At 42.5% G+C, this 22,069-nt stretch carries 19 protein-coding genes, 1 tRNA gene and 1 pseudogene; 15 read left to right on the top strand and 6 right to left on the bottom strand.

Annotated features, from left to right (window positions below; genetic code table 11):
• Nucleotides 1-104 precede the first annotated feature (104 nt).
• The 7 genes from O9332_RS13550 (at nt 105) to O9332_RS13520 (ending at nt 7,412) form a co-directional block, all read left to right on the top strand.
• Entirely contained in the window at nt 105-608 is a 504-nt protein-coding gene (locus O9332_RS13550) for an ISAs1 family transposase (RefSeq protein ID WP_502846653.1), read from the top strand.
• Nucleotides 609-889: 281 nt separating this feature from the next.
• Nucleotides 890-2,623, top strand: a complete 1,734-nt coding sequence (locus tag O9332_RS13545) for a peptide ABC transporter substrate-binding protein (RefSeq protein ID WP_002757067.1) — start codon at nt 890-892, stop codon at nt 2,621-2,623.
• Nucleotides 2,624-3,580, top strand: a complete 957-nt coding sequence (locus O9332_RS13540) for an ABC transporter permease (protein ID WP_045359485.1) — start codon at nt 2,624-2,626, stop codon at nt 3,578-3,580.
• A gap of 2 nt (nt 3,581-3,582) precedes the next feature.
• Nucleotides 3,583-3,945, top strand: a complete 363-nt coding sequence (locus tag O9332_RS13535; protein ID WP_004158968.1) for a VOC family protein — start codon at nt 3,583-3,585, stop codon at nt 3,943-3,945.
• 18 nt (nt 3,946-3,963) lie between these two features.
• Nucleotides 3,964-4,692 carry a cytochrome c biogenesis protein CcdA gene (locus O9332_RS13530; RefSeq protein ID WP_288026001.1) on the top strand — a complete coding sequence of 243 codons (729 nt, stop codon included), beginning with the start codon at nt 3,964-3,966 and terminating at the stop codon, nt 4,690-4,692.
• Nucleotides 4,693-5,106: 414 nt separating this feature from the next.
• Entirely contained in the window at nt 5,107-6,450 is a 1,344-nt protein-coding gene (locus O9332_RS13525; protein ID WP_288025999.1) for a cytochrome c biogenesis protein, read from the top strand.
• 104 nt (nt 6,451-6,554) lie between these two features.
• Nucleotides 6,555-7,412, top strand: coding sequence for a DNA-formamidopyrimidine glycosylase (locus O9332_RS13520; protein ID WP_002757060.1), 858 nt, complete (start codon nt 6,555-6,557; stop codon nt 7,410-7,412).
• On the opposite strand, the gene O9332_RS13515 is transcribed toward O9332_RS13520, so the two are convergent.
• A complete protein-coding gene (locus O9332_RS13515) occupies nt 7,413-8,243 on the bottom strand; it encodes a tetratricopeptide repeat protein (RefSeq protein ID WP_002757059.1) in 831 nt (276 codons plus the stop codon). It abuts the gene before it with no gap.
• A gap of 274 nt (nt 8,244-8,517) precedes the next feature.
• On the opposite strand from O9332_RS13515, the gene patR reads away from it, so the two are divergent.
• Nucleotides 8,518-9,366 (top strand): heterocyst master regulator PatR, encoded by an 849-nt coding sequence (gene patR, locus O9332_RS13510; protein WP_002757058.1) that lies wholly within the window; start codon nt 8,518-8,520, stop codon nt 9,364-9,366.
• Between the two features lie 37 nt (nt 9,367-9,403).
• Here the strand turns inward: patR and O9332_RS13505 are convergent, their stop codons facing one another.
• Nucleotides 9,404-9,907, bottom strand: a complete 504-nt coding sequence (locus O9332_RS13505; RefSeq protein WP_288025995.1) for a hypothetical protein — start codon at nt 9,905-9,907, stop codon at nt 9,404-9,406.
• Nucleotides 9,908-9,945: 38 nt separating this feature from the next.
• Here O9332_RS13505 and O9332_RS13500 point away from each other — a divergent pair, with 38 nt between their 5' ends.
• Nucleotides 9,946-10,869 carry a putative bifunctional lysylphosphatidylglycerol flippase/synthetase gene (locus O9332_RS13500; RefSeq protein WP_002757054.1) on the top strand — a complete coding sequence of 308 codons (924 nt, stop codon included), beginning with the start codon at nt 9,946-9,948 and terminating at the stop codon, nt 10,867-10,869.
• Nucleotides 10,870-10,934: 65 nt separating this feature from the next.
• Here the strand turns inward: O9332_RS13500 and O9332_RS13495 are convergent, their stop codons facing one another.
• Together O9332_RS13495 and O9332_RS13490 are read right to left on the bottom strand one after the other, a co-directional pair.
• Complete coding sequence (locus O9332_RS13495) at nt 10,935-11,171, bottom strand: hypothetical protein (protein WP_002738997.1); 237 nt, start codon at nt 11,169-11,171, stop codon at nt 10,935-10,937.
• A 117-nt stretch (nt 11,172-11,288) separates the two neighbouring features.
• Nucleotides 11,289-11,645, bottom strand: a complete 357-nt coding sequence (locus O9332_RS13490; RefSeq protein ID WP_002757053.1) for a hypothetical protein — start codon at nt 11,643-11,645, stop codon at nt 11,289-11,291.
• Between the two features lie 114 nt (nt 11,646-11,759).
• On the opposite strand from O9332_RS13490, the gene O9332_RS13485 reads away from it, so the two are divergent.
• Nucleotides 11,760-15,086 (top strand): AAA-like domain-containing protein, encoded by a 3,327-nt coding sequence (locus O9332_RS13485; RefSeq protein ID WP_288025991.1) that lies wholly within the window; start codon nt 11,760-11,762, stop codon nt 15,084-15,086.
• A 93-nt stretch (nt 15,087-15,179) separates the two neighbouring features.
• Here O9332_RS13485 and O9332_RS13480 read toward each other — a convergent pair whose 3' ends face one another.
• Nucleotides 15,180-16,010 carry a Ycf66 family protein gene (locus O9332_RS13480; RefSeq protein ID WP_288025989.1) on the bottom strand — a complete coding sequence of 277 codons (831 nt, stop codon included), beginning with the start codon at nt 16,008-16,010 and terminating at the stop codon, nt 15,180-15,182.
• A 165-nt stretch (nt 16,011-16,175) separates the two neighbouring features.
• Between O9332_RS13480 and O9332_RS28430 the strand changes: the two are divergent.
• The 4 genes and pseudogenes from O9332_RS28430 (at nt 16,176) to prmA (ending at nt 20,866) form a co-directional block, all read left to right on the top strand.
• Nucleotides 16,176-16,455 (top strand): annotated as a pseudogene (locus O9332_RS28430) (hypothetical protein).
• 177 nt (nt 16,456-16,632) lie between these two features.
• Nucleotides 16,633-17,616, top strand: a complete 984-nt coding sequence (gene holA / locus O9332_RS13470; RefSeq protein WP_288025985.1) for a DNA polymerase III subunit delta — start codon at nt 16,633-16,635, stop codon at nt 17,614-17,616.
• A gap of 395 nt (nt 17,617-18,011) precedes the next feature.
• The gene (gene serA, locus O9332_RS13465) at nt 18,012-19,589 is read left to right on the top strand and encodes a phosphoglycerate dehydrogenase (RefSeq protein ID WP_002763312.1); all 1,578 of its coding nucleotides are present in this window, start codon (nt 18,012-18,014) and stop codon (nt 19,587-19,589) included.
• Nucleotides 19,590-19,969: 380 nt separating this feature from the next.
• A complete protein-coding gene (gene prmA, locus O9332_RS13460; RefSeq protein WP_002763313.1) occupies nt 19,970-20,866 on the top strand; it encodes a 50S ribosomal protein L11 methyltransferase in 897 nt (298 codons plus the stop codon).
• Nucleotides 20,867-20,983: 117 nt separating this feature from the next.
• Here prmA and O9332_RS13455 read toward each other — a convergent pair.
• Nucleotides 20,984-21,056 (bottom strand) — tRNA-Arg (locus O9332_RS13455).
• A 56-nt stretch (nt 21,057-21,112) separates the two neighbouring features.
• On the opposite strand from O9332_RS13455, the gene surE reads away from it, so the two are divergent.
• Nucleotides 21,113-21,925 carry a 5'/3'-nucleotidase SurE gene (gene surE, locus O9332_RS13450; protein WP_043995738.1) on the top strand — a complete coding sequence of 271 codons (813 nt, stop codon included), beginning with the start codon at nt 21,113-21,115 and terminating at the stop codon, nt 21,923-21,925.
• Nucleotides 21,926-22,069: the final 144 nt, after the last annotated feature.

The raw sequence follows: 22,069 nt of genomic DNA, 5'->3' as shown, positions 1-22,069 counted from the left end.
TTTGTACCAAGCGATGTACTACAAGAAGGATAATGCAAGGTTTTTGAACGTCCCAATCCTATTTTCGCAGCACTAACATCGGACTTTAACAGGTCAAAAGCTTTATTTTAAAAGGGTTTTACCATTATTCAGCAAACCCTAGTTATGATTACCGTCTGGAAAAAGGTCATCATCGCCTCGAAAAACGTTGGTGTTGGGCTGTACCTTTAGAAGCTTTCGGCGGTCTTTATCAACAGGCTCAATGGCAAGGACTTCAAAGTATTATCATGGTTAAACGAGTTCGTCATCCTGGTCATAAAACCACTTGTGAAGTCCAATTTTATCTCAGTTCTCTCCCTGCTGATGCTCAAAAAATAGGTAATGCTATTCGTAAACATTGGGGCATTGAAAATCAGGCTCATTGGATTTTAGATGTTACTTTTAATGAGGATCAATGTCGGATTCGCTCTGGTCACAGCCCTCGTAATTTTGCCTTCTTGAGACGAGTAGCACTTAACGCTCTTAACCAGGAATCCACTTACCGACGTAGTCTGGCACAAAAAAGTAAACGGGCGGCCATGGATAATAACTATATGATGGCTGTGCTGAAAGCCTTTTGTCAAGCCTAATTGAGATGCTCTTACCCTGTTGTCTATAAGGGTTCCATCCCTTATAACCCCCGTACATTGCATAACACAAACCAAAGAACCCATTTCGTCGCCGTGCCTAGAATTTTATTGTCTAGTACAGCATCGCTACCATAGCATGATCGATTTAACTTGACTAGGAATGGATAAAGGCAAATAATCAATTAATCGATCGAGATCAAGACTCAATGTCTGATAACTTGTTATTGGTGGGGTAGGGAATCACCTAAGTCACCCTGTTGAATTATTGATTGTCACTAAAAATGTTTAAGCGATCGCTTTTCTTGCCCCTGTTAATTTTATCCCTTAGTTGTACGCTGCTTTTTAGTGCTTGTCGTCAACAAACAGCTAATAATCCCCCAGCAACGACCAATAATAATTCAGAAACTTTAAAACTTTTGTATTGGCAAGCACCGACGATTTTAAATCCCCATCTCTCCACGGGATTTAAAGACTCAGAAGCGAGTCGCATTACCTTAGAACCTTTGGCTAGTTTCGATGAAAAAGGGGAATTAGTTCCTTTTTTAGCGGCAGAAATTCCTACTATTGAAAATGGGGAAGTTGCCCGGGATGGTAAATCGGTGACATGGAAGCTAAAAAAAGATATTAAATGGTCAGATGGTACTCCTTTTACTGCCAAAGATGTCATCGCTACCTATAATTTTATCACCAATCCGAAAACCGGTTCTACTAGCGCTGGCAATTATGAAATAGTTAAAAGTGTGGAAGCGATCGATCCCCATACGGTTAAAATAACTTTTAAGCAAGTTAATCCCGCGTGGTCATTAGTTTTTGTGGGGACAGAAGGGATGATTTTACCAGCACATCTCTATGAAAAGTATAGCAATGAAACGGCACGCCAGGCCCCTGCTAATTTATTACCGGTGGGAACTGGCCCCTATAAAGTGGTAGAATTTAAACCGGGAGATACGGCGGTTTATGAACCAAATTCTTTTTTTCGAGAAGCGGATAAATTAGGTTTTCAAAGAATAGAATTAAAAGGAGGAGGTGATGCAACTTCTGCGGCACGAGCGGTTTTACAGACACAGGAGGCGGATTATGCCTATAATTTGCAAGTAGAGGCTAAGGTTTTAAGTGATTTAGAAAAAGCGGGTCGGGGTCAGTTAATATCTAGTTTCGGTTCTTTGATTGAACGAGTTTTATTTAATCTGAGCGATCCTAATCAAGCTACTCCTGAAGGTGAGAGGTCTAGTATTAAGTTTCCCCATCCTTTTTTGAGTGATGTAAAAGTAAGAGAAGCTTTGTCTTTGGCCGTTGATAGAGATACTATTGCCACGCAACTTTATGGTATTACTGGGAAAACAACTCCTAATTTTATCGTGATGCCATCGGAATATAATTCTCCCAATACTCGCTATGAATTTAATCTAGAAAAGGCTAAGAAATTACTAGATGATGCGGGATGGAAAGATAGTAATGGTGATGGCACTAGGGATAAAAATGGGGTAGAAATGAAATTAGTTTTTCAAACCACTGTCAATCCTCTCCGTCAGAAAACCCAAGAAATTATCAAACAAAGTTTACAAGCGATCGGGATAGGAGTAGAATTAAAAACTGTTGATGCCAGTATTTTCTTTTCTAGCGATCCTGCTAACGATGACACGGTAGAAAAGTTTTATGCTGACCTACAAATGTACACTACTGGTAATAATAGTCCCGATCCGAAAGCCTATTTTAAAACCTTTACCTGTAGCGAAATTCCCCAAAAAGCTGATGGTTGGGCCGGTGATAATTATGCTCGTTATTGTAATCCTGAATACGATAAATTATGGCAAGCTTTTAGTCAAGAATTAAACCCAGAAAAACGGCGAGAAATAGCGATTAAAATGAATGATATGTTAATTAATGATTTTGTGATTATTCCCCTAGTTCATCGTGCCGATGTGGTGGCAATTAGCAATAGTTTGTCGGGGTTTGAATTAACTCCCTGGGATAGAAATACTTGGAACATCAAGGACTGGAAGCGTAGTAAATAAATGCTCAAATATTTTCTGATAAGATTATTATTTTCGATTCCCACTCTTTTAGCTATTAGTATGGTGGTTTTTGGCATTTTGGCCCTAGCGCCGGGGGATCCGATGGGGGAATTTGCAGCTAATCCCGCTATCACCGAAGCGGTGCGAGAAAATATTCGCAAAAGTCTCGGATTAGATCAACCGCTTCCCGTGCGTTATGTCAAGTGGTTGTTAGCATTTCTTCAAGGAGATATGGGCTATTCTTTCACCAGTCGCAGCCCGGTTTTTACCCTCATTTGGCAGCGTTTACCCACAACTCTCTGGATTGTCGGTATTGCCTATATTTTCGGGGTTTTAATTGCTTTTCCTTTGGGCGTAATTTCAGCAGTCAAGCGCTATTCTTGGTTAGACAAAATCATCTCTACTTTTTCGATGCTTGGCTTTTCTTTACCCACCTTTGTGACGGGATTATTATTAATTATTATCTTTAGTGTGCAGTTAAACTGGCTACCATCTTTTTATAACAGTACCCTAGAAATCCGCAATTTTAATAGTTTGATCGAGCAGGTTAAACAGTCAATTATGCCCGTAACTGTATTAAGCTTATATCAAGGGGCGATGTTGATGCGTTTCGTGCGTTCTTCCGTAACTGAAGAAATTCACCAAGAGTACGTTAAAACTGCCTTAGCGAAGGGACTAACTAATTTTTCTGTCCTCACTAAGCATATAGTTCGCAATGCTTTAATTCCCGTTGTCACCCTGATTGCTCTCGATATTCCCTCAATTTTTACTGGAGCTTTAGTCACAGAACAAGTGTTTCGTGTGCCGGGGATCGGTGCTTTATTAATTGATTCTATTTCCCGCAGTGATACCCCCGTAGTGATGGCGATTACCTTTATCTATGGGATTTTAATTGTTATCTTTAACTTAATTGCCGATTTAACCTATAGTTGGCTCGATCCGCGAGTCAGATATTAACTATGAACATCATGCGATCCTTACACACGGGGATTTTAGTCACCGATCTAGAAAAAGCCGTTAACTTTTACGAAAATGTTCTAGGATTGACTAGAATTGATCGCCCTTTTCAATACGATGGGGTTTGGTATCAAGTGGGAGATTATCAAATTCATTTAATTGTCGATACCAATTATCAAAACTACCGTCCCAATCCCCAAAAATGGGGACGCAATCCTCATATTGCCTTCGCTATTGATGACGTGGCGGCCATGGGTAACTATCTAGAAAGTCAAGGTTATACAATTCAAATGAGTGCCTCGGGTAGAAAGGCCTTATTTGTCAGTGATCCCGATGGTAATATCCTAGAAATGAGCCAAATTTAGCCTGAAAAATTCCCCGATATGTTAGACCAATTACAGACTCAACTCTATCACCTTGAACAATACGCCGATCGCTTAGTGACTTCCCAACTAACTCACCTTAGTTTTGTCAGTATTGCCGTGATTTTTCTAGCCGGTTTACTCACCAGTCTTACCCCCTGTATGCTGTCGATGTTGCCGATTACCGTCGCTTATATCGGGGGTTACGAAAATCAAGGTCGTTTAGCGGCTTTTTGGCAGTCCACATGGTTTTCCCTGGGATTAGCCACCACCTTAGCGGGATTGGGACTAATTGCCGCTACTTTAGGAAAAGTCTATGGACAGGTGGGGATCGGTTTACCAATTATCGTCAGTGCGATCGCTATTTTCATGGGGTTAAACCTCTTGGAATTATTACCCCTGCGCTTCCCCTCCCTTGGCTCTACCGATTGGATTACCGGCGATTTTCCCCCGATTTTGCGGTCCTATCTTCTCGGTTTAACATTTGGTTTAATCGCCTCTCCGTGTAGTACACCAGTTCTGGCAACTCTATTGGCATGGGTGGCCAATACGGGAGATTTAAGCTTAGGAGGGGGATTATTGTTATCCTACACTGCTGGCTATGTTTTACCCCTAATTATCGTCGGTTCTTTTACTGCCTCGCTGAAAAGCTTTCTTTCCCTGCGTCAATGGTCCGGGTGGATTAATCCCGTCAGTGGGGTTTTATTAATCGGTTTCGGAGTTTTTTCTTTATTATCCCGTCTGCTGTGATGGTGGAGAGTTACAAGGGATAATTGGCTAAAATGGCCCAACTTTTAACTATAGAACCTCTTGTATAATTAATTTTTGAGGGTTTAAAAACTGCTCATTTTTGTAAATCTGCTGAGTTGGGATTTTTCAAGGTAAACTATCTTCTAAAATTGGTCATTACTTCCGATTTTATCACTCAATCCCAGCTTTTGGGGGGTTCTACCCCCCAAACCCCGGAGCGCATTAGCTTTTGGGTGGGATGCTTACAGACAGCTGCTGATAGATCTGTGATAATTTAAGCATCACTGATAATTGCTGGTTATCGGTATTTCTGCAAATGTGAGATACAGCCTAATTGATTATTATTCATTCTTAATTCTCCTGACTCCTGACTCCTAACCCTAACAACAATTTTTGATTTTTACAAGAGGTCCTATGACTATATCGGAAACTTCCTCAAATTTAAAGAATACACCGCCTCAATGGGGACGTAAATTTATCCAGACTATTGCCGATCTGCGATTGGCAATTATCCTCTTACTTTTAATCGCTATTTTTAGCATTTCTGGGACGGTAATAGAACAGGGTCAATCTCTATCTTTCTACCAAGTTAATTATCCTGAGAAACCCGCTTTATTTGGGTTTCTGACTTGGAAAGTTTTATTAATAATGGGATTAAATCATGTTTATAGCACTTGGTGGTATCTATCATTATTAATTCTCTTCGGTTCCAGTTTAACCGCTTGTACCTTCCGACGACAATTACCTGCTTTAAAAGCGGCCAGAAAATGGCAATTTTATCAACAATCTCGCCAATTTCAAAAACTAGCTTTAAGTGCTGAATTAGAAACCGGTTCCCTAGAATCCCTCACCCCCTTGTTAGAAAAAAAAGGCTACAAAGTTTTTCTAGAAAATAACAGTCTTTATGCTCGTAAAGGTCTGATTGGTAAAATCGGTCCGATTATCGTTCATGCAGCCATGTTAATTATTTTAGCAGGAGCGATCTGGGGAGCGTTAACCGGGTTTTTCGCTCAAGAAATGGTAGCTAGTGGCGATAGTTTTCAGGTTAAAAATATTATTGAAGCTGGACCCTTATCTAAAAATTCTCTCCCTAAGGATTGGGGGATTAAAGTTAATCGTTTTTGGATTGATTATAGTCCTAAAGGTGATATAGAACAATTTTATTCTGATTTGTCGGTGATCGATAATCAAGGACAGGAGATCGATCGCAAAACTATTCAAGTTAACCAACCTTTGCACCATAAAGGGGTGACTTTTTATCAAACCAGTTGGGGGATTGCTGGGGTAAAAGTACAGGTGAATAATAGTCCGATCCTACAGCTACCGATGGCTAGTTTAGACACCAAAGGTAATGGACAAATCTGGGGAACGTGGATTCCGACTAAAACCGATCTTAGTGAGGGAGTTTCTCTTTTAACCAGAGATTTACAAGGTACGGTAATTGTCTATGATGCTCAGGGAGATTTAACCTCTGCTGTACGAGAAGGAATGACGATTCCTATCAATGGAGTTAATCTAAAAATAGTCGAATTAGTGGGCAGTACAGGGTTACAAATTAAGGCAGATCCGGGAGTACCTATCGTCTATTTAGGTTTTGCTTTATTGATGATGGGAGTGGTAATGAGTTACTTTTCCCATTCGCAAATTTGGGCTTTACAATCGGGCGATCGCTTTTATATTGGTGGTAAAACTAATCGCGCTCAAGTCAGTTTTGAACGGGAAATAATTGATACTATCGAAATGTTAAAGTTAAAGTAGAATTGATGTTAATTTGGTGTCGTTTCCCGATGAAAAGTTCTGTTTATCTATCTTTTGCCTTTTGCCTACCCTAACCAAGAACTTAATTTTGTTCAATTACTTATATGCCAGAATTGCCAGAAGTAGAAACGGTGCGTCGCGGATTAAATCAAGTTACCCAGGGCAAAAAAATTATCGGTGGGGAAGTATTATTACAGCGTACCCTAGCCTATCCTAATTGTGAGGCAACTTTTCTGCAAGGAATTGCTCAGACTACGATTACCAATTGGCAGCGCCGAGGCAAATATCTCCTCGCCAATTTAGATAATGGTAGCAGTATCGGGGTTCATCTGCGTATGACCGGACAATTGCTCTGGGTAAAAGATACCACTCCCCTGCCGATTCATACGCGCTTACGCTTCTTTTTTGCCAATCAGCAAGAATTGCGCTTCGTCGATACCCGCACTTTCGGGAAAATTTGGTGGATTGCCGCCGATAAAACCCCAGAAACTGTGATTACCGGTCTCAAAAAACTGGGATTGGAACCCTTTGATCGCAATTTTACCGCCGATTACCTCTATAGTCACTGTCAAAAAAGTCGTCGTCCGATTAAAACTTTTCTCCTCGCTCAAAATGTAGTCGCAGGAATTGGCAATATCTACGCAGATGAAGTTCTTTTTAAAAGTGGCATCCATCCCCAAACTGCCGCTAATCTCTTGAAAATTGAGCAAATAGACTTATTGACAAAAAACATTATTTCTGTATTGGAAACGGCGATCGCTGAAGGCGGAACCAGTTTTAGCGATTTTCTCCACGTTACGGGAGTTAATGGCAATTATGGGGCGATGGCCTGGGTTTACGGTCGTAATGGCGAAAATTGTCGCCTTTGCGGTGCAACTATTGCCAGAATTAAATTAAGTGGGCGCTCGGCTCATTTTTGTCCCCAATGTCAAGTCTCAAGGGGAGAAGGGAGAAAAAGCTGATCACTGATTAGGGGCTGTGGCTTCAATTTTGTTATTTTCGTCGGCTAGGGTCTGAATCTCCTGTCTGTAAGCAAAAGGAGCGCGACTGAGAGCATCTTGAAAGAGGGGTTGAGCCTCTTGATTTTTGCCCTGTTCTTTCAGTACGATCGCCGCTGCCAAAATCGGTCGGAAATCGTTAACATCCATCTGTTGAGCTTGTTTATAGGCGTTTAAAGCTTCCGGATAATTTTGCTGCTCGAAATAGATTTTGCCTAAAAGTAACTGAACGGAAACGATATCGATTAAACTAGCAGGATTATTGGGATCGGCAGCAGCTTTTAAAGCGCGATCGAGCGTGTCTTTGACCAGACTAATCGCCTCGATCGGGCGGTTTTGGCTAAGAAATAAATTAGTTAATCCAGTTAAGGCCCGCAGCTCTTGGGGATGGGAGGCTAAAAGAGCGCGATAACTGCCTGTGGCTCCTGCATAGTCCTCTATTTGCTGTTTCGCTTCCGCCAAAAGTAGCAGATAATCGGATTGTTGGGGGTTAAGTTGCGCTAATTTTTCTAAAGGTTCGATCGCTTGCTTTAAATCGCCCTGCTGTAAGCGAGTATCTAATAATCCCCGCAAAGCCGCCTGATTATCGGGTTCACGCTCTAAAACCATCTGATAACCCAGTGCTTGACTGGCTAATTCCTCTTGTTTGACTGCGGACAGATGACTCTGGCCCGAGGAGTGCTGACTTTTGAGAATAGAAGTCAATAGCGGCATGATCGAGAAGGACAACAAGGCAAATAACATGAGGACGAGACCGATGGACAGCCAACGACGGTGAGAGAGAGAGGCTTTCATAGACTGGGGTGCGAGGGGACAGAGAGGAAAATGTTATGGAAATCTGGAGATTTGATGAGGGGATCGATCGAATTGGCCGCTCTTTATTAAGTACAATGGGCAAACGGTCAAGACTCAAAAGGGTTTTGACTGGGTTGACAGTCAAAAGATCATGGTTCTTAATATATTAGATGCCAGTAGAGTCGCCCTAGAGGGTTATTGTAACCCCCCAGATCGCGCTTTTGACTTGCTTGATTACTAATTTACTATGTGTCTCCGCCGCTAGGAGTGTGATATGAATCGTCCTGGGAATCGGTTTACCGAATCACCGAAAACCCCCCCGACCCCTGAAGTGGAAATTCAGGAAGTCCCCCTTGAATCCCCCCATACCGAGGCTGATTTAGCCGTAGAGTCAGCCACCCCCGCAGAAGTCAAACGTCAACAACCGATCCCCCCTCCCAGTCATCTGCGGCAGTATCGGGCGATCGGTCTCGTCTATGGCCATTATCAGCGATCGGAGGAACAATTAACTAAAGGCAATATTTTAACTGCCGATGGTACTCTGATCGATTCTGTGATTCTCGGTCGGGTGATCAGTTTGGTTAAAAATCATCTCGATCTAGAAAAACCCCATCTTTGGGTGGTTTATCCCCGCACCCGTCAGGAAAATGATGCCCTTCATGTTCAGATTGTCGGTGTTTGGGAACCAGAAACCCTGAAAAAAGAGGATGATCCAGAGATAGAGCCACTCCTCGCTTCTACCCCGGGTTATTTCTCGATTCGAGGCGAAGTCATCTTTACCGAACGGGAAAATCAAGCGGTAGTGGTCAAAATCCGACAAATGCCCAAAACTGAAGCGGACAAACCCAAGTTTTTTAAACTAAAATTGCGCGGCACTTTACCTGGTAAACCGATCAGTCGTTTTTGGGATTTTCAGGTACAACTTAAAGGAGATGCCTTAACCATTTTGGAAGGTTTAGACCTCGGTTTTGCCAGCAAGAAAAAACCGATGGGTAAGGGAGGTTTTAAAAAGCCTTTTGATAAAAATCGTCATCTTTCGGGGGAAGGAGAAAAACGACCTTTTACCCCCGGACAATCCCCTATCCCTCGGCCTTCCCGACCAAAACCCGTATCGGAAAACTAATTTTTTTCTAAGGATGGGTTTCTCACCCATCCCTAGTCTAGGATTTGGTTTTGGGAGCTATTTGATACTTAGTATTGGGAATATAAGCGCGAATGTTATAACTATAATCTGTTCCCAAAATCTCGGCGATAAAAACCGCTAACTGAGTGCCTAAAATCGCTTCATCGGCAGAATTAAAAGATTTATAATCTTCTATTAACCATTCTTGACTACCATTAACTAAAGTACATCTAAATGTACCGAGAGATTCGGCGATTTCTGTATGTTCTGTATAGTTTCTCGTTCTTACTTCCCCCGCACTATCTGCTCTCAAACACAATTGATTAAGTTCTGCATAAAATTTGGCAGGAATTTTGTCTAAATCACCCCCTTTAGTCACCCAATGCACAAAAAGATGAAAAGACCAAGGAAGATTGAGGTAGAGTAGATAAAATAAACCCAGAATAATTGTTAAATATAAGGAGGAAGTCAGGAATTTATCATATTTCCTTTTTCGGGATCGATTTAAACGTTTAGCTAAATCTAACTTTGATCTTTTCATAAATTTTAATGAGTCAAAAGTAATTTGTAAAAAGTAAGATGTATAAAAAAATCCAGCGTTTTGCTCCGATTATCCTGTCCTTGAGTTTATTTATTCTAGCGGTCTGGGCAATTAGTCAAGAATTTAAACACTACACTTTTGCCCAACTCTTGGCTAGTTTGGATCATATTACCACAAGTCGTCAGCTAGAAGCTATTTTTTGGATGGCTTTGGGTTATTTGTCGATGACGGGTTATGATCGCCTAGGTTTTTATTATATCAATCATCCCTTAGCTTTAGGCACTATTATCCGCACTGCTTTTATCAGTTATGCTCTTGGTAATACCATTGGTTTGACCTTATTTTCTGGGACAGCAATCCGTTATCGTTTCTATACTCCTGCGGGGGTGGGGGTGGTGGATATTGCCAAAGTTATTACTTTTACCCATTTAAGCTTTTGGTTAGGAATGTTAGGGATTGGTGGTTTAAGTTTCCTCCTCGATCCCCAACGGATTCCTCAACTTTTAAAATTACCTTTTTTAACTACTAAACCTTTAGGAATAATTTTTTTATTGCTGGTTACGGGATATTTTTTCTTGACTCTCACCTATAAAAAACCAATAAGAATCGGCCAAGAAAATATCTATTTACCCTCTTGGACTCTTTCCCTGGCTTTGATTTTGGTGACTTTTATCGATTGGATATTAGCCGCTAGAGTTCTCTATCTTCTTCTCCCGGGCAGCTACAATACTTCGTTTTTAGGATTTTTCGGTCTCTATGTATTTGCCATGACGGCAGGGGTATTAAGCAATGTGCCAGGGGGAATAGGTGTTTTTGAGTTTATCATGCTGAGATTACGCCCCGAATATGTATCTAATGCCGAGCTTTTAGGCTCTTTAATCGCCTATCGAGCTATTTATTATTTCCTGCCTTTAATTGTCGCTTTTGTCTGGTTATTGGGTTACGAGGCGCGCAGAAAATAAGGTCTTCAAATTAGCTTAAACGGACAAAAAAAGTCCCCATGCAGTCATAGCTGGGGAGCATCAATCTAGTAGGCTAAAGTTTCTAAAGTTTCCCGTAGATAGGAACAAATGCGAGCATCAGCATCGTCTCTATTTTTACCTGATTCTAGTTGTTCTTGCTGCCAACGCCGAAAACCGGAACTAGCGGCGATGGCTTGTTTTAAATGCTCCCAAGTGTGATGATCTTTGTGAAGTGGGGTGTCAGAAAATGTGGTAGAGTTGCCCATCTTTACCTCTGGTGGTAGGGTTGCACCTTTTAACATAACTTAAAAATCGCTGAAAATTCTGATAACTGGGACACAATTAGGCAGAAAAAGGTGTTGCCTAGCGGGAAAGCTGCGGGGATGCCAACACCTTTTTTGAGGAAATATAGCGGATTTTTAGGAGATTTTGCTGGTTTCTGCCGCTTCTTCCGCCTCCACTGCCGCGTTTAAAGCGACGGGGGGAATGGGGATAGGAAATACCGACGGCAGCTTAGCGGCGGCATCTTCAGGAGGCTGCCCGGAGTGAAAACGACGGTAACTTAAAACACCGGCTACGGTGATTGCTCCTGTAGCGGCGGCAACCCCTAAAATAAGTTTGTTAGCATCCACAGGGAAGGTGGTATTGCTGCCAAAAATGCCTTTAGCTTTAGCGAAAGCACAAGCGGAGGCACTGCCAGCATCAAGAGTACCTAAAACAATACCACTGACGAGGGTGGCACTAACGGCGATGGAGGTGAAAAAAGTTTTCTTCATAATTGCCTTGGGGATAGGTTGTCAATAGCGATTATCCTTGCATTATAGATATCTCCATCACAATTGTCTATTTTATTTCCGTTGGTGACATTGAAATAATTTTGTTTAAGGATAATGAATTATCAATATCGTGTCGGGGGTAGTCTTGCCTATAACCATCCTACCTATATCGAGAGAAATGCCGATCGAGAACTGTTAACGGCGTTGAAAAATGGTCAATTTTGCTACGTTTTTAACTGTCGTCAGATGGGTAAATCCAGTTTAAGGGTACGAGTGACTCATATTTTACAGCAATTGGGCATGGATTGCGCGTCCGTAGATATAACCAGTCTTGGCAGTAATGATAATTTATCCCAATGGTATAACGGGGTGATTACCCGTTTGTTTTTAGGATTTAATCTGACGGGAAAAATTAATCTTAAATCCTGGTTGCGCGAGCGAGAGGATTTACCTCCCGTGCAGCGTTTGGGACAATTTATCGAGGAAGTTTTATTAGTTTATTGTCGGGGAGAGAAAATATATATTTTTATCGACGAGATCGATAAAATTCTCAGTTTACAGTTTTCTCTAGATGACTTTTTTTCCCTGATTCGTTATTGTTATAACCAAAGAGCGGAAAATGCCCAGTATGAAAGAATTACTTTCGCTTTATTCGGTGTTGCTACCCCAGCAGATTTAATTCGCGAAAAGACCCAAACATCTTTTAATATCGGCCAAGCGATCGAATTAACAGGATTTAATCTGACCGAAATTGCTCCTCTAGCTGCGGGATTATCTAGTCAAAGTAATTATCAACCCGACTGCTTAGAAAAAATTATTTTTTGGACGGGAGGACAGCCATTTTTAACCCAGAAAATCTGTCAGCTATTGCGGGAAACTAATTTAGATATTGAGACGCTGATCAAAGAGAGAATTATTAATAATTGGGAATCTCATGATGAACCAGTTCATCTGCGAACTATTGCCGATCGCTTGTTAAGAAATCAAGACAAAGCGGGTCGTTTGTTAGGCATCTATCAACAAATTTTAGAAAAAGGTGCAATCCTGTGCGATGATAGTCCAGAACAAGGGGAATTAAGGTTATCGGGGTTAGTGGTAAAAAAGGATAATCAATTAGTAGTTTATAATGCTATTTATCGAGAAATATTTAATCTCAATTGGCTGGAAAAACAATTAGAGCAATTGCGTCCCTACTCAGAAGCAATCGCCGCTTGGCAACAGTCTAATTATACCGATGAATCGCGGCTTTTACGCGGAAAAGCTTTAAATAATGCCCTCGATTGGTCTCAGGGTAAAAGCTTAAGTAATCTTGATTATCAGTTTTTAACTGCTAGTCAAAATCTCGATAAAAGAGAGGCAGAAATTAGCCTAGAAACTCAGAAGCAAGCTAATAAAATTCTAGCAATCGCTCACCAAAAAGCTACGAAAAGAATTCAAATTGGCTCGGTAATTTTAATTGCTTCTCTCCTGGGTTCTTTCTTCGCTTTTATTCAGGTAAAACAAGCGTGGCAGCAAGTAGAAACCGCTAAATTAGGTATTAAATTACAGCGCAATGGTGACAGTTATTGGCAGCAATTTCAATTTGAACAACTAGAATCTTTAATTGCGGCTATGCAAGCAGTAAATAGTTTAAAAAATATCGTTACCGATGACCAAACCCTGGGTAAATATCCTGCTACCAGTCCAATTATTACCCTACAACAAATTTTAGATCGCATTCAAGAAAAAAACCAACTGCAAGGACACCGGGGAACTATTTATAGTGTTAGTATTAGTCCTGATCGTCAAAAAATTGCCACTGCTTCTCAGGATGGGACGGTAAAAATTTGGAATCAAAAAGGTGAGAATATTCAAACTTTGACAGGTCATCAAGGAGCAGTTTATAGTGTTAGTTTTAGTCCCGATGGTCAAAAAATCGCCACTGCTTCCGAAGATAAAACCGCCAAAATTTGGAACTTGCAAGGGCAAAATTTAGTCACCTATCCTGACCATCAAGAATCAGTTTATAGTGTTAGTTTTAGTCCCGATGGTCAAAAAATTGTCACCACTTCCAGGGATAAAACCGCTAGATTATGGAATTTATCAGGTGAAACTTTACAGGTATTTAAGGGACATAAAAGATCGATAGATGCAGCTAGTTTTAGTCCCGATGGTCAAAAAATTGCCACCGCTTCCCGGGATGGTACGATTAAAATCTGGGATTTATCAGGTAAAATTATCTTGAGTTTAGGTCAAGAAAATATTGAGGCTTTTTATAGTGTTAATTTTAGTCCCGACGGTCAAAAAATTGCCGGGGCAGCGGCCGATAAAACTGCTAAAATTTGGGATTTACAGGGAAATTTAATAGCTACTTTCCGGGGACATCAAGATTTTGTCAACAGTGTGAATTTTAGTCCTGATGGCAAGTTTATAATTACTGCATCTAGTGACGGTAGTGCTAAAATTTGGGGAATGCAAGGGGAAGAAATAACTACTCTTAGAGGACATCAAGAATCAGTTTTTACTGCTGTATTTAGTCAAGATGAAAAAGAGGTGGTAACTGGATCGAGTGATGAAACGGCTAAAATTTGGCAGCTGAACAATTTAAATAAAACTAGGGTCGATAATACCAGTGTTAGCATTAATTCCCAGGGCAATATTATCGCTATTGCTAACAAAGATGGTCAAATTACTTTACTCAATTCCCAGGGAAAAAACATTAGAGAATTTGCCACAAAAATGCGCTCAATCTATAGTATAGCTTTTCATCCTGATGATAATCAGATAGCGATTACAGGAAGAAATGGAAAAGTACAAATCTGGAGTCAAAAAGGAACAATGCTCCAAGAATTTACCGCTAGTCAAGTACCGATTTATAGTCTTGCTTTTAATGGAGAGGGAACAGCAATAATCACGGGAACAAGCGAGGGAAAAGTTCAATACTGGCATTTAAGTAATCATCGGCCTCAATTAATTAATTCCTGGACAGCCGATGATCATATTATCTATGATTTGGTGTTTTCTCCTGATCATCAAAAAATTGCTACCGCTACTCGGGGAAAGATTAAAATTTGGGATTTGCAGGGCAATCTTTTAAAGGAGATTAAAACCGATTCTTTTCCCGTTTATGGAGTTAGTTTTAGTCCCGATGGTGAGAAAATCGCCGCTATTTCAAGGGATGGTACAGCTAGACGCTGGGACATTGACGGAAATTTGCGCTCGGAGTTTAAAATAGAAGAAGATATCGTCTATGGGATCACTTTTAGTCCTGATAGCCAAGAGATTGTGATTATTGCTAGGGATGGTCAAAAGCATCGATGGCCCTTAGAAACGGAATATAATTATTTACAAAAATTGCTCGATCGAGGTTGTCTTTGGTTAGAAGATTATCTCGGAAATCGTCCCGAAAAACGAGAAGCTCTATCCCTGTGTACTGGGAAAATAAAACCATTCACATTTTAAACTTGGTTTGACTGGGTGGGGGCAAAGGTTAAATTAATTAGTTAATTTCTTCAGTAATTATTGCCTAACCCACCCGCTAAATAATCTTAACTTTTAATCCGATGGGGGGGGATTTTCTGCGCTTGGCGATCGAGTTTCTGGGGGAGTATCTTCTCCGATAGTTTCTTCTGGGGGCAAATCTTCCTCGGTAACTTCAATAATCACCGTTTCGCTAACAGCAATAGTTTCGACTTCAACATTTGCGACAGGTTCAGTCGGGGGAATTTCTGGGGCATTTTCGGAGGGTTTGATCTCTTCCGTTGCCAAATCAAAATCATCGAAATCATCGAAATCATCGAAAGTTTCATCATCATCAATAATTTCTGCGGCTTTTTCCCCAATTTCTGTCACTGATTCTGTAATAGTTTCCCCGATAGCCGCCGCTTTTTCTATAACGGGGTCCACCGTTTCTTGAGCTTTTTCCTCAATTTCTGTCACTGATTCTGTAATAGTTTCCCCGATAGCCGCCGCTTTTTCTATAACGGGGTCCACCGTTTCTTTAACCGTTTCTTTAACTTTTGCCGCTACTTTCTCAGCTTTAGCTTTAGTTTTAGGGGATTGAGAGGGAGTAACTTTCCCCAGACGATTGCCTAACCAACCGACAATAGTAAATAATTTAACCGGTTTGTCGGGATAAAAAAGTGCTTGTCTGAGTTTGAGAGTTTGCCAAGCGAAAGCAATAAATAATATGGCTGCGGCAGCTTGTCCGAGGAGGATAGCGCCTGTAATCCTTCCCGCGCACAACCAGAGGACAAGGGCATAGAATAATCCTACCGCACTCCAGAGAAAATCATCTTGACGGTGGCGATCAGGGGCGATAAAAGCGGTGGTGAGGAGGTACAGACTACTCAATCCCACAACGACCGCTAGGATATAGGGCAACATTTGCGATTCTCCTTTGACATTTCCTTTTTTATTGTGCGTTATTTGGGGTCGATCGAGTCTATTTTTTGATTAATTTTCAAAATTATCGAGTCAGATCTTCTTTACCTCTGTTTATGAATAGCCAGCGTTAACATTAGGAAATTCTGGGTTTATCCTCTGCTGCTTGTGCTGATCAGATTAAACAAGCTTTCGGATCAAATGATTAAGTTTTGGTCTTTAACAAGCAAAGGAAAATTAGCAACCCTTGATCAACCCACAGACAAACTGTGATCTTTAGTAATTAGTGCCGATGGTAAATATAGCGTTTCTGATTCACAAGAGGTACATTCCCGATCCTGAACAGCTTAATCAGCAAAGGTTTAAGTGTGCCGCACAGATGCGAGAACCGCTATATTTAATTATTGGTAGTGCTGACAAAACTGTAAAAATCTGGCAAAATGGGTAATAGTGACACCTCAAGATAAGTAAGTAGTTATAATTAAATTGAAGATAAATTTCGCTTCTGATCCCCCCTGCCCCCCTTAATAAGGGGGGTGCCGATTCCCCCTTAGTCCCCCCTTGATCAGAGGGGTGTCTGACAACTTTTAACACCTACCTACTTAACTGCTATAAGTAGAAACTTATGCCGACAATATTTTATTGGGGAGAAGATGAATTTGCTATTAACCAAGCGGTGAAAAATCTGCAAGCAAAACTTCTCGATCCCAATTGGATACAGTTTAATTATGACAAAATCAACGGCGATCGCAATGAGGCAATTATCGAGGCCCTCAATCAAGCGATGACTCCAGTTTTCGGCATGGGAAATCGTTTAGTTTGGTTAGCTGATACGGTTATTTGTCAACAATGTTCCGAGGATATTTTCCAGGAATTACAGCGCACTTTGCCCAATTTACCCGAAAATTCCTATCTGTTATTAACCAGTGCCAAAAAACCCGACTCCCGCTTAAAATCGAGCAAGTTTATCCAAAATCAGGCAGAGGTTCGAGAATTTGAACTAATTCCGCCTTGGAAAGTCGAGGAAATTGCCCAAAGAGTTAGGGAAATTGCCAAAGAAGTGGGAGTAAAATTAACTCCCGATGCGATCGAACTCTTAGCGGAAGCGGTGGGAAATAACAGCCGCTTGCTGTGGATGGAGTTAGAAAAACTGCGTTTATTTAAAAATAATTCGGCGGGAACTATTGACAAAAAGGACATTTTAAGCTTAGTCAACGCCAGCAATCAAAGCAGCTTACAGTTAGCCAGTGCTATTTTAAAACGGGAGACAGGCAAGGCCCTCGAATTAGTCAATGAATTATTAAATCGTAACGAGAACCCCTTGGCTATCACCGCCACCCTAGGGGGTCAATTTCGCACTTGGGCAATAGTGAAATTAAAAATTGAAGAAGGAGAAAAAGACGACAAAAATATCGCCGCCGCCGCCGAAATTGCCAATCCCAAGCGACTGTATTTCATTCGCAAAGAGATACAATCCTTTTCTTCTAAGCAACTTCTGGCCACCTTGCCCATACTTCTTGACTTAGAATATCGTCTCAAGCGGGGTGCAGAACCTTTGGCAACTTTGCAAACCAAAATTATCGAACTTTGTTGTTTATTGGTGACTTAAGTAGGTAGGTATTAAAAACTTTCAGATCCCCCCGCCTATCGGCACCCCCCTTATCAAGGGGGGCAGGGGGGATCGAACCTAAAATCTATTTTTGATTTAATTATAACCAGCTACTTAGAAATTGTCAAACAGAAGCAATGGCAGCCCTAGAAAAGGCCCTAGAAAAAGAAGCGGAAAACTTGATCGCCACCGTGATTAAATTAGCCATATCTCAGTGACAACGGCAAGAGCCTGACATCAACCCCATGGACGACAATTAAGAATGACAACCTAAAATCTTTTCGCTAATTTTGCCATAGACTGCACCCTTTGCTTCTAAAATGGGCTATTGCGGCTAGACCCGAATATTGGTCTAGCATTTGCCCGTAGACTGAAAAAAGCACGTTATAAAGATTATGGCCAAAGTTCTGGTATCCGATTCGATCGATCCGGTAGGAGTAGAAATTCTGTCACAGGTTGCCCAAGTGGACGTGAAAACAGGACTATCCGCCGAGGAAATCATTCAAATTATCCCCGAATACGACGCACTGATGCTCCGTTCCAGTACCCGCGTCACCAAAGAAATCGTCGAAGCGGGCAGCAAACTGCAAATTATCGGCCGCGCGGGGGTAGGAGTCGATAATATCGATGTTCCTGCGGCCACTCGTCAGGGTATTATTGTCGTTAACTCTCCCGAAGGTAACACGATCGCCGCTGCCGAACACGCCTTGGCCATGATGTTATCCCTCTCCCGTCATATTCCCGATGCCAATCAGTCGGTAAAAGCGAATAAATGGGAAAGAAATCGCTTTATCGGCACAGAAGTTTATAAAAAGAACCTAGGAGTCGTCGGTTTAGGTAAAATTGGTTCCCACGTCGCCGCCGTTGCTAGATCTCTAGGCATGAAAATTCTCGCCTACGATCCCTTTATTTCCAAAGAACGCGCCGATCAACTCGGTTGCACCTTGGTGGATCTAGAATTACTCTTTGCTGAGTCCGATTTTATCACCCTCCACGTCCCGAAAACTCCCGAAACCCAGCATCTCATCGGTCGGGAAACCATCGCTAAGATGAAACCAACGGTCCGCATCATTAACTGTTCCAGAGGCGGCATTATCGACGAGTTGGCTTTAATTGAAGCCCTCGAATCCGGTAGAATCGCCGGGGCAGCCTTGGATGTATTTGAACAGGAACCTTTAGGCGAATCTAGATTAAGAGAATTGTCTAACGTCATTCTCACTCCCCACCTAGGCGCATCGACTACGGAAGCACAGGTGGGTGTGGCTGTTGATGTGGCCGAACAAATTCGCGATGTCCTCCTCGGTTTGCCAGCGCGTTCGGCCGTTAATATCCCCGGACTAACTCCCGATGTTATGGAAAAACTGCGCCCTTACCTGCAATTAGCGGAAACTATGGGTAATCTCGTCAGTCAGTTGGCAGGAGGTCGCTGTGACTCGTTAAATGTCCGTTTACAGGGAGAATTGGCCACTAAAGACAGTCAACCTCTGGTGGTGGCGGCAATTAAGGGTTTACTTTCCCAAGCCCTCCGGGAACGGGTAAACTATGTTAATGCGGCGATCGAAGCTAAGGAACGCGGTATCCGGGTAATCGAAACCCGGGATGCTTCCACCCGGGACTATTCGGGATCGATTCATTTGGAAGCCAATGGTTCCATGGGGACCCATTCCGTCACCGGAGCGCTGTTAAGTAACGGAGAAATCCGCATTACTGACCTCGATGAGTTCCCAATTAACGTGCCACCGAGTAATCATATGCTATTCACCCTTCACCAGGATATGCCCGGTATTATCGGCAAAATTGGCGCACTTTTAGGCAGTTTTAATGTCAATATCGCCAGTATGCAGGTAGGACGCAAAATTATTCGCGGTGACGCAGTTATGGCCCTGAGTCTCGATGATCCTCTACCAGAAGGTCTTCTCTCGGAAATTACTAAAGTCCCCGGTATCCGCGATGCTTACACAGTAAAACTCTAGATTAAATCAGTTATCAGCTTCTGAAGGCAAGAGGCAACCCCCCACCCCCCCTAGGGTTGATTCAAGGTAGGGTTGATTCATGAATCAACCCTACTACCGACATCGGGGGGGTCGGGGGGCAAGGGGGGCTAATCTAAGAATAAGCGGTTTAAATGCGTCTTAGCTTCATCAGTAATCAGTGAAAAGAAAGCTCCGCACTTGCCACTTAAGTAGGGAGGTACAATTATTTGTAGGATGGGTTAGCGGTAGCGTAACCCATGCGGGCGTTGGGTTTCATGCTTCAACCCAACCTACGTTCATCTTATATTTAATTCCACCCACCTACTTAATACTGTTGACTGAAAACTCAAATCTGATAACTGATCACTGATCACTGATATATGTCTAATAGTTGGTGGGAAATTACGGTTTTGTGCGAACCTAGTCTCGAAGAAACGGTTTTCTGGAGACTGGAAAATTTTGGCTGTTCGGGAACGGCCACTGCTAAAAAACAATCCTCTTTAGAGGTTAAGGCCTATATACCAGAAATTAAAGCGCAATTGCCCGATTTAGAGGCACTAAGCCTCTGCTTAAAGGAAGATGCTTTGATTTTAGGTTTTCCCGAACCTGTCAGCCATTGGCAGTTAATGGACGAGGAAGACTGGGCCAGCAGTTGGAAACAACATTGGCAAATTAGCGAGATCGGCGATCGCTTTTTGATCTGTCCTGCTTGGTTAAATCCCCCCGAAAATAACCAGAGATTGGTGATTAAAATTGACCCCGGTTCCGCTTTTGGCACGGGAACGCATCCAACCACGCAATTATGTCTAGAATCCCTAGAAATGCGTTTAAGTAGCCATCCAGAGAATAAAATTATCGCCGATATCGGTTGTGGTTCCGGCATACTGGCGATCGGGGCGATTTTATTAGGAGCGAAAAAAGTTTATGCTGTCGATATAGATCCCCTGGCGGTGAGTGCGACAGGCAGTAATCGCCATCTCAACGGGATTAACCCCGAAAATTTAGCTATTAATCAGGGTAGTGTCGAGGAGTTGTTAGAATTAATTCCCGATGGTGTTGATGGCATCGTTTGTAATATTTTAGCCGAGACAATTATCGCTTTAATGCCCGCAATCACCCGTCTGGCAAAACCCACCACTTGGGGAATTTTAAGCGGCATCCTCGTCACCCAAGCACAAGCGGTTACAGATATTTTAGAACCCCAAGGCTGGACAGTGGCTGCCCTATGGAAACGTCAAGAATGGTGTGGTCTTCAAATTCGTCGCACCGTGGATTAGTATCGGGTTTGCGGCAAAAAGTTTTTCGTGGGGGTAGGGTGTGGGGTGTGGGGTTTTACCCATTTTGGCGAGCGGGGAGCAGCACAACCGGGGGAATACCGACCCCTGATTTCTGAACGAGTACGGAGGGAGTCGAACCCCCGACACCCAGGACCGGAACCTGGTGCTCTATCCTCTGAGCTACGTACCCACAATAAAATACTATTACATTATACCACTAGCCGACGCAGTAGAGCAGAAATTTCCATGACTAGCGATCGCCCTTTAAAACTACTAATCAGTAACGATGACGGCATTTCCGCTCTAGGAGTCCGCACCCTCGCTAACACCCTCGCTACTGCGGGCCATCAAGTCATCGTAGTTTGTCCAGACGGCGAGCGCTCTGCTACCGGTCATGGCTTAACCCTACACCATCCCATCCGGGCCGAACAGGTGGAAGGAATTTTTCACCCCGATGTGATTGCTTGGTCCTGCTCGGGAACTCCCGCCGATTCGGTGAAATTTGCCCTTAGTGCCGTCCTCAAAGAGCGTCCCGATTTAGTTTTAGCCGGCATTAACCACGGGTCTAATCTCGGCACCGATATCCTCTATTCTGGCACGGTTTCCGCGGCCATGGAGGGCTTAATCGAAGGTATTCCCAGTATTGCTGTTAGTCTGGCTAGTTTTAAAGCCTGTGATTTCCAACCGGCCGCCGATTTTGCCCTCACTTTAGTCAGGAAAGTTGCCCTTAACCCTTTTTCTATTCCCACTTTACTCAATGTGAACGTCCCTCCGGTTAGTAGTGCCGAAATCAAGGGGGTGAAAATCACTAGGCAGGGATTGCGACGCTACGAGGAAACCTTCGAGAAAAGACTGGATCCTAGGGGTAAAAGTTATTACTGGTTAATTGGGGAAGTGGTGGAAGATATCGAACAACCGGACTACAGCCATTTACCCCCGCAAGTGCCTACGGATGTGCGCGCTATTGGCGAGAATTTTATCACCATCACGCCCCTACAATACAATTTAACTGATGTGCAGGGTTTTCAACATTTGTACGGAAATTCTTGGTTTGATTGAGGATCATCGGAAATTTTGGGTCTGAAACCCCGCCGTTCTAGGTTGGCTTTACGTTAGAATTAAAAGGCCAGTCTCGAAAACCAAGTGGACGGCGCAGCACCTTGAAAACTCGGCTTAGGGGGTTCCGACCAGAAAAGCTTGGCC

The organism is Microcystis sp. LE19-10.1B, from assembly GCF_027530565.1.
GTDB lineage: Bacteria > Cyanobacteriota > Cyanobacteriia > Cyanobacteriales > Microcystaceae > Microcystis > Microcystis aeruginosa.
The sequence above is the reverse complement of the archived record's forward strand: the minus strand, read 5'-3'. Positions and strand labels throughout refer to the sequence as shown.

Excerpts from the sequence above, each read along its gene's own strand:
- O9332_RS13545 (WP_002757067.1), top strand. The coding sequence starts at position 890 with ATGTTTAAGCGATCGCTTTTCTTGCCCCTGTTAATTTTATCCCTTAGT.
- O9332_RS13540 (WP_045359485.1), top strand. The coding sequence starts at position 2,624 with ATGCTCAAATATTTTCTGATAAGATTATTATTTTCGATTCCCACTCTT.
- O9332_RS13535 (WP_004158968.1), top strand. The coding sequence starts at position 3,583 with ATGAACATCATGCGATCCTTACACACGGGGATTTTAGTCACCGATCTA.
- O9332_RS13530 (WP_288026001.1), top strand. The coding sequence starts at position 3,964 with ATGTTAGACCAATTACAGACTCAACTCTATCACCTTGAACAATACGCC.
- O9332_RS13525 (WP_288025999.1), top strand. The coding sequence starts at position 5,107 with ATGACTATATCGGAAACTTCCTCAAATTTAAAGAATACACCGCCTCAA.
- O9332_RS13520 (WP_002757060.1), top strand. The coding sequence starts at position 6,555 with ATGCCAGAATTGCCAGAAGTAGAAACGGTGCGTCGCGGATTAAATCAA.
- O9332_RS13515 (WP_002757059.1), bottom strand. The coding sequence starts at position 8,243 with ATGAAAGCCTCTCTCTCTCACCGTCGTTGGCTGTCCATCGGTCTCGTC.
- patR (WP_002757058.1), top strand. The coding sequence starts at position 8,518 with ATGAATCGTCCTGGGAATCGGTTTACCGAATCACCGAAAACCCCCCCG.
- O9332_RS13505 (WP_288025995.1), bottom strand. The coding sequence starts at position 9,907 with ATGAAAAGATCAAAGTTAGATTTAGCTAAACGTTTAAATCGATCCCGA.
- O9332_RS13500 (WP_002757054.1), top strand. The coding sequence starts at position 9,946 with ATGTATAAAAAAATCCAGCGTTTTGCTCCGATTATCCTGTCCTTGAGT.
- O9332_RS13495 (WP_002738997.1), bottom strand. The coding sequence starts at position 11,171 with ATGTTAAAAGGTGCAACCCTACCACCAGAGGTAAAGATGGGCAACTCT.
- O9332_RS13490 (WP_002757053.1), bottom strand. The coding sequence starts at position 11,645 with ATGAAGAAAACTTTTTTCACCTCCATCGCCGTTAGTGCCACCCTCGTC.
- O9332_RS13485 (WP_288025991.1), top strand. The coding sequence starts at position 11,760 with ATGAATTATCAATATCGTGTCGGGGGTAGTCTTGCCTATAACCATCCT.
- O9332_RS13480 (WP_288025989.1), bottom strand. The coding sequence starts at position 16,010 with ATGTTGCCCTATATCCTAGCGGTCGTTGTGGGATTGAGTAGTCTGTAC.
- holA (WP_288025985.1), top strand. The coding sequence starts at position 16,633 with ATGCCGACAATATTTTATTGGGGAGAAGATGAATTTGCTATTAACCAA.
- serA (WP_002763312.1), top strand. The coding sequence starts at position 18,012 with ATGGCCAAAGTTCTGGTATCCGATTCGATCGATCCGGTAGGAGTAGAA.
- prmA (WP_002763313.1), top strand. The coding sequence starts at position 19,970 with ATGTCTAATAGTTGGTGGGAAATTACGGTTTTGTGCGAACCTAGTCTC.
- surE (WP_043995738.1), top strand. The coding sequence starts at position 21,113 with ATGACTAGCGATCGCCCTTTAAAACTACTAATCAGTAACGATGACGGC.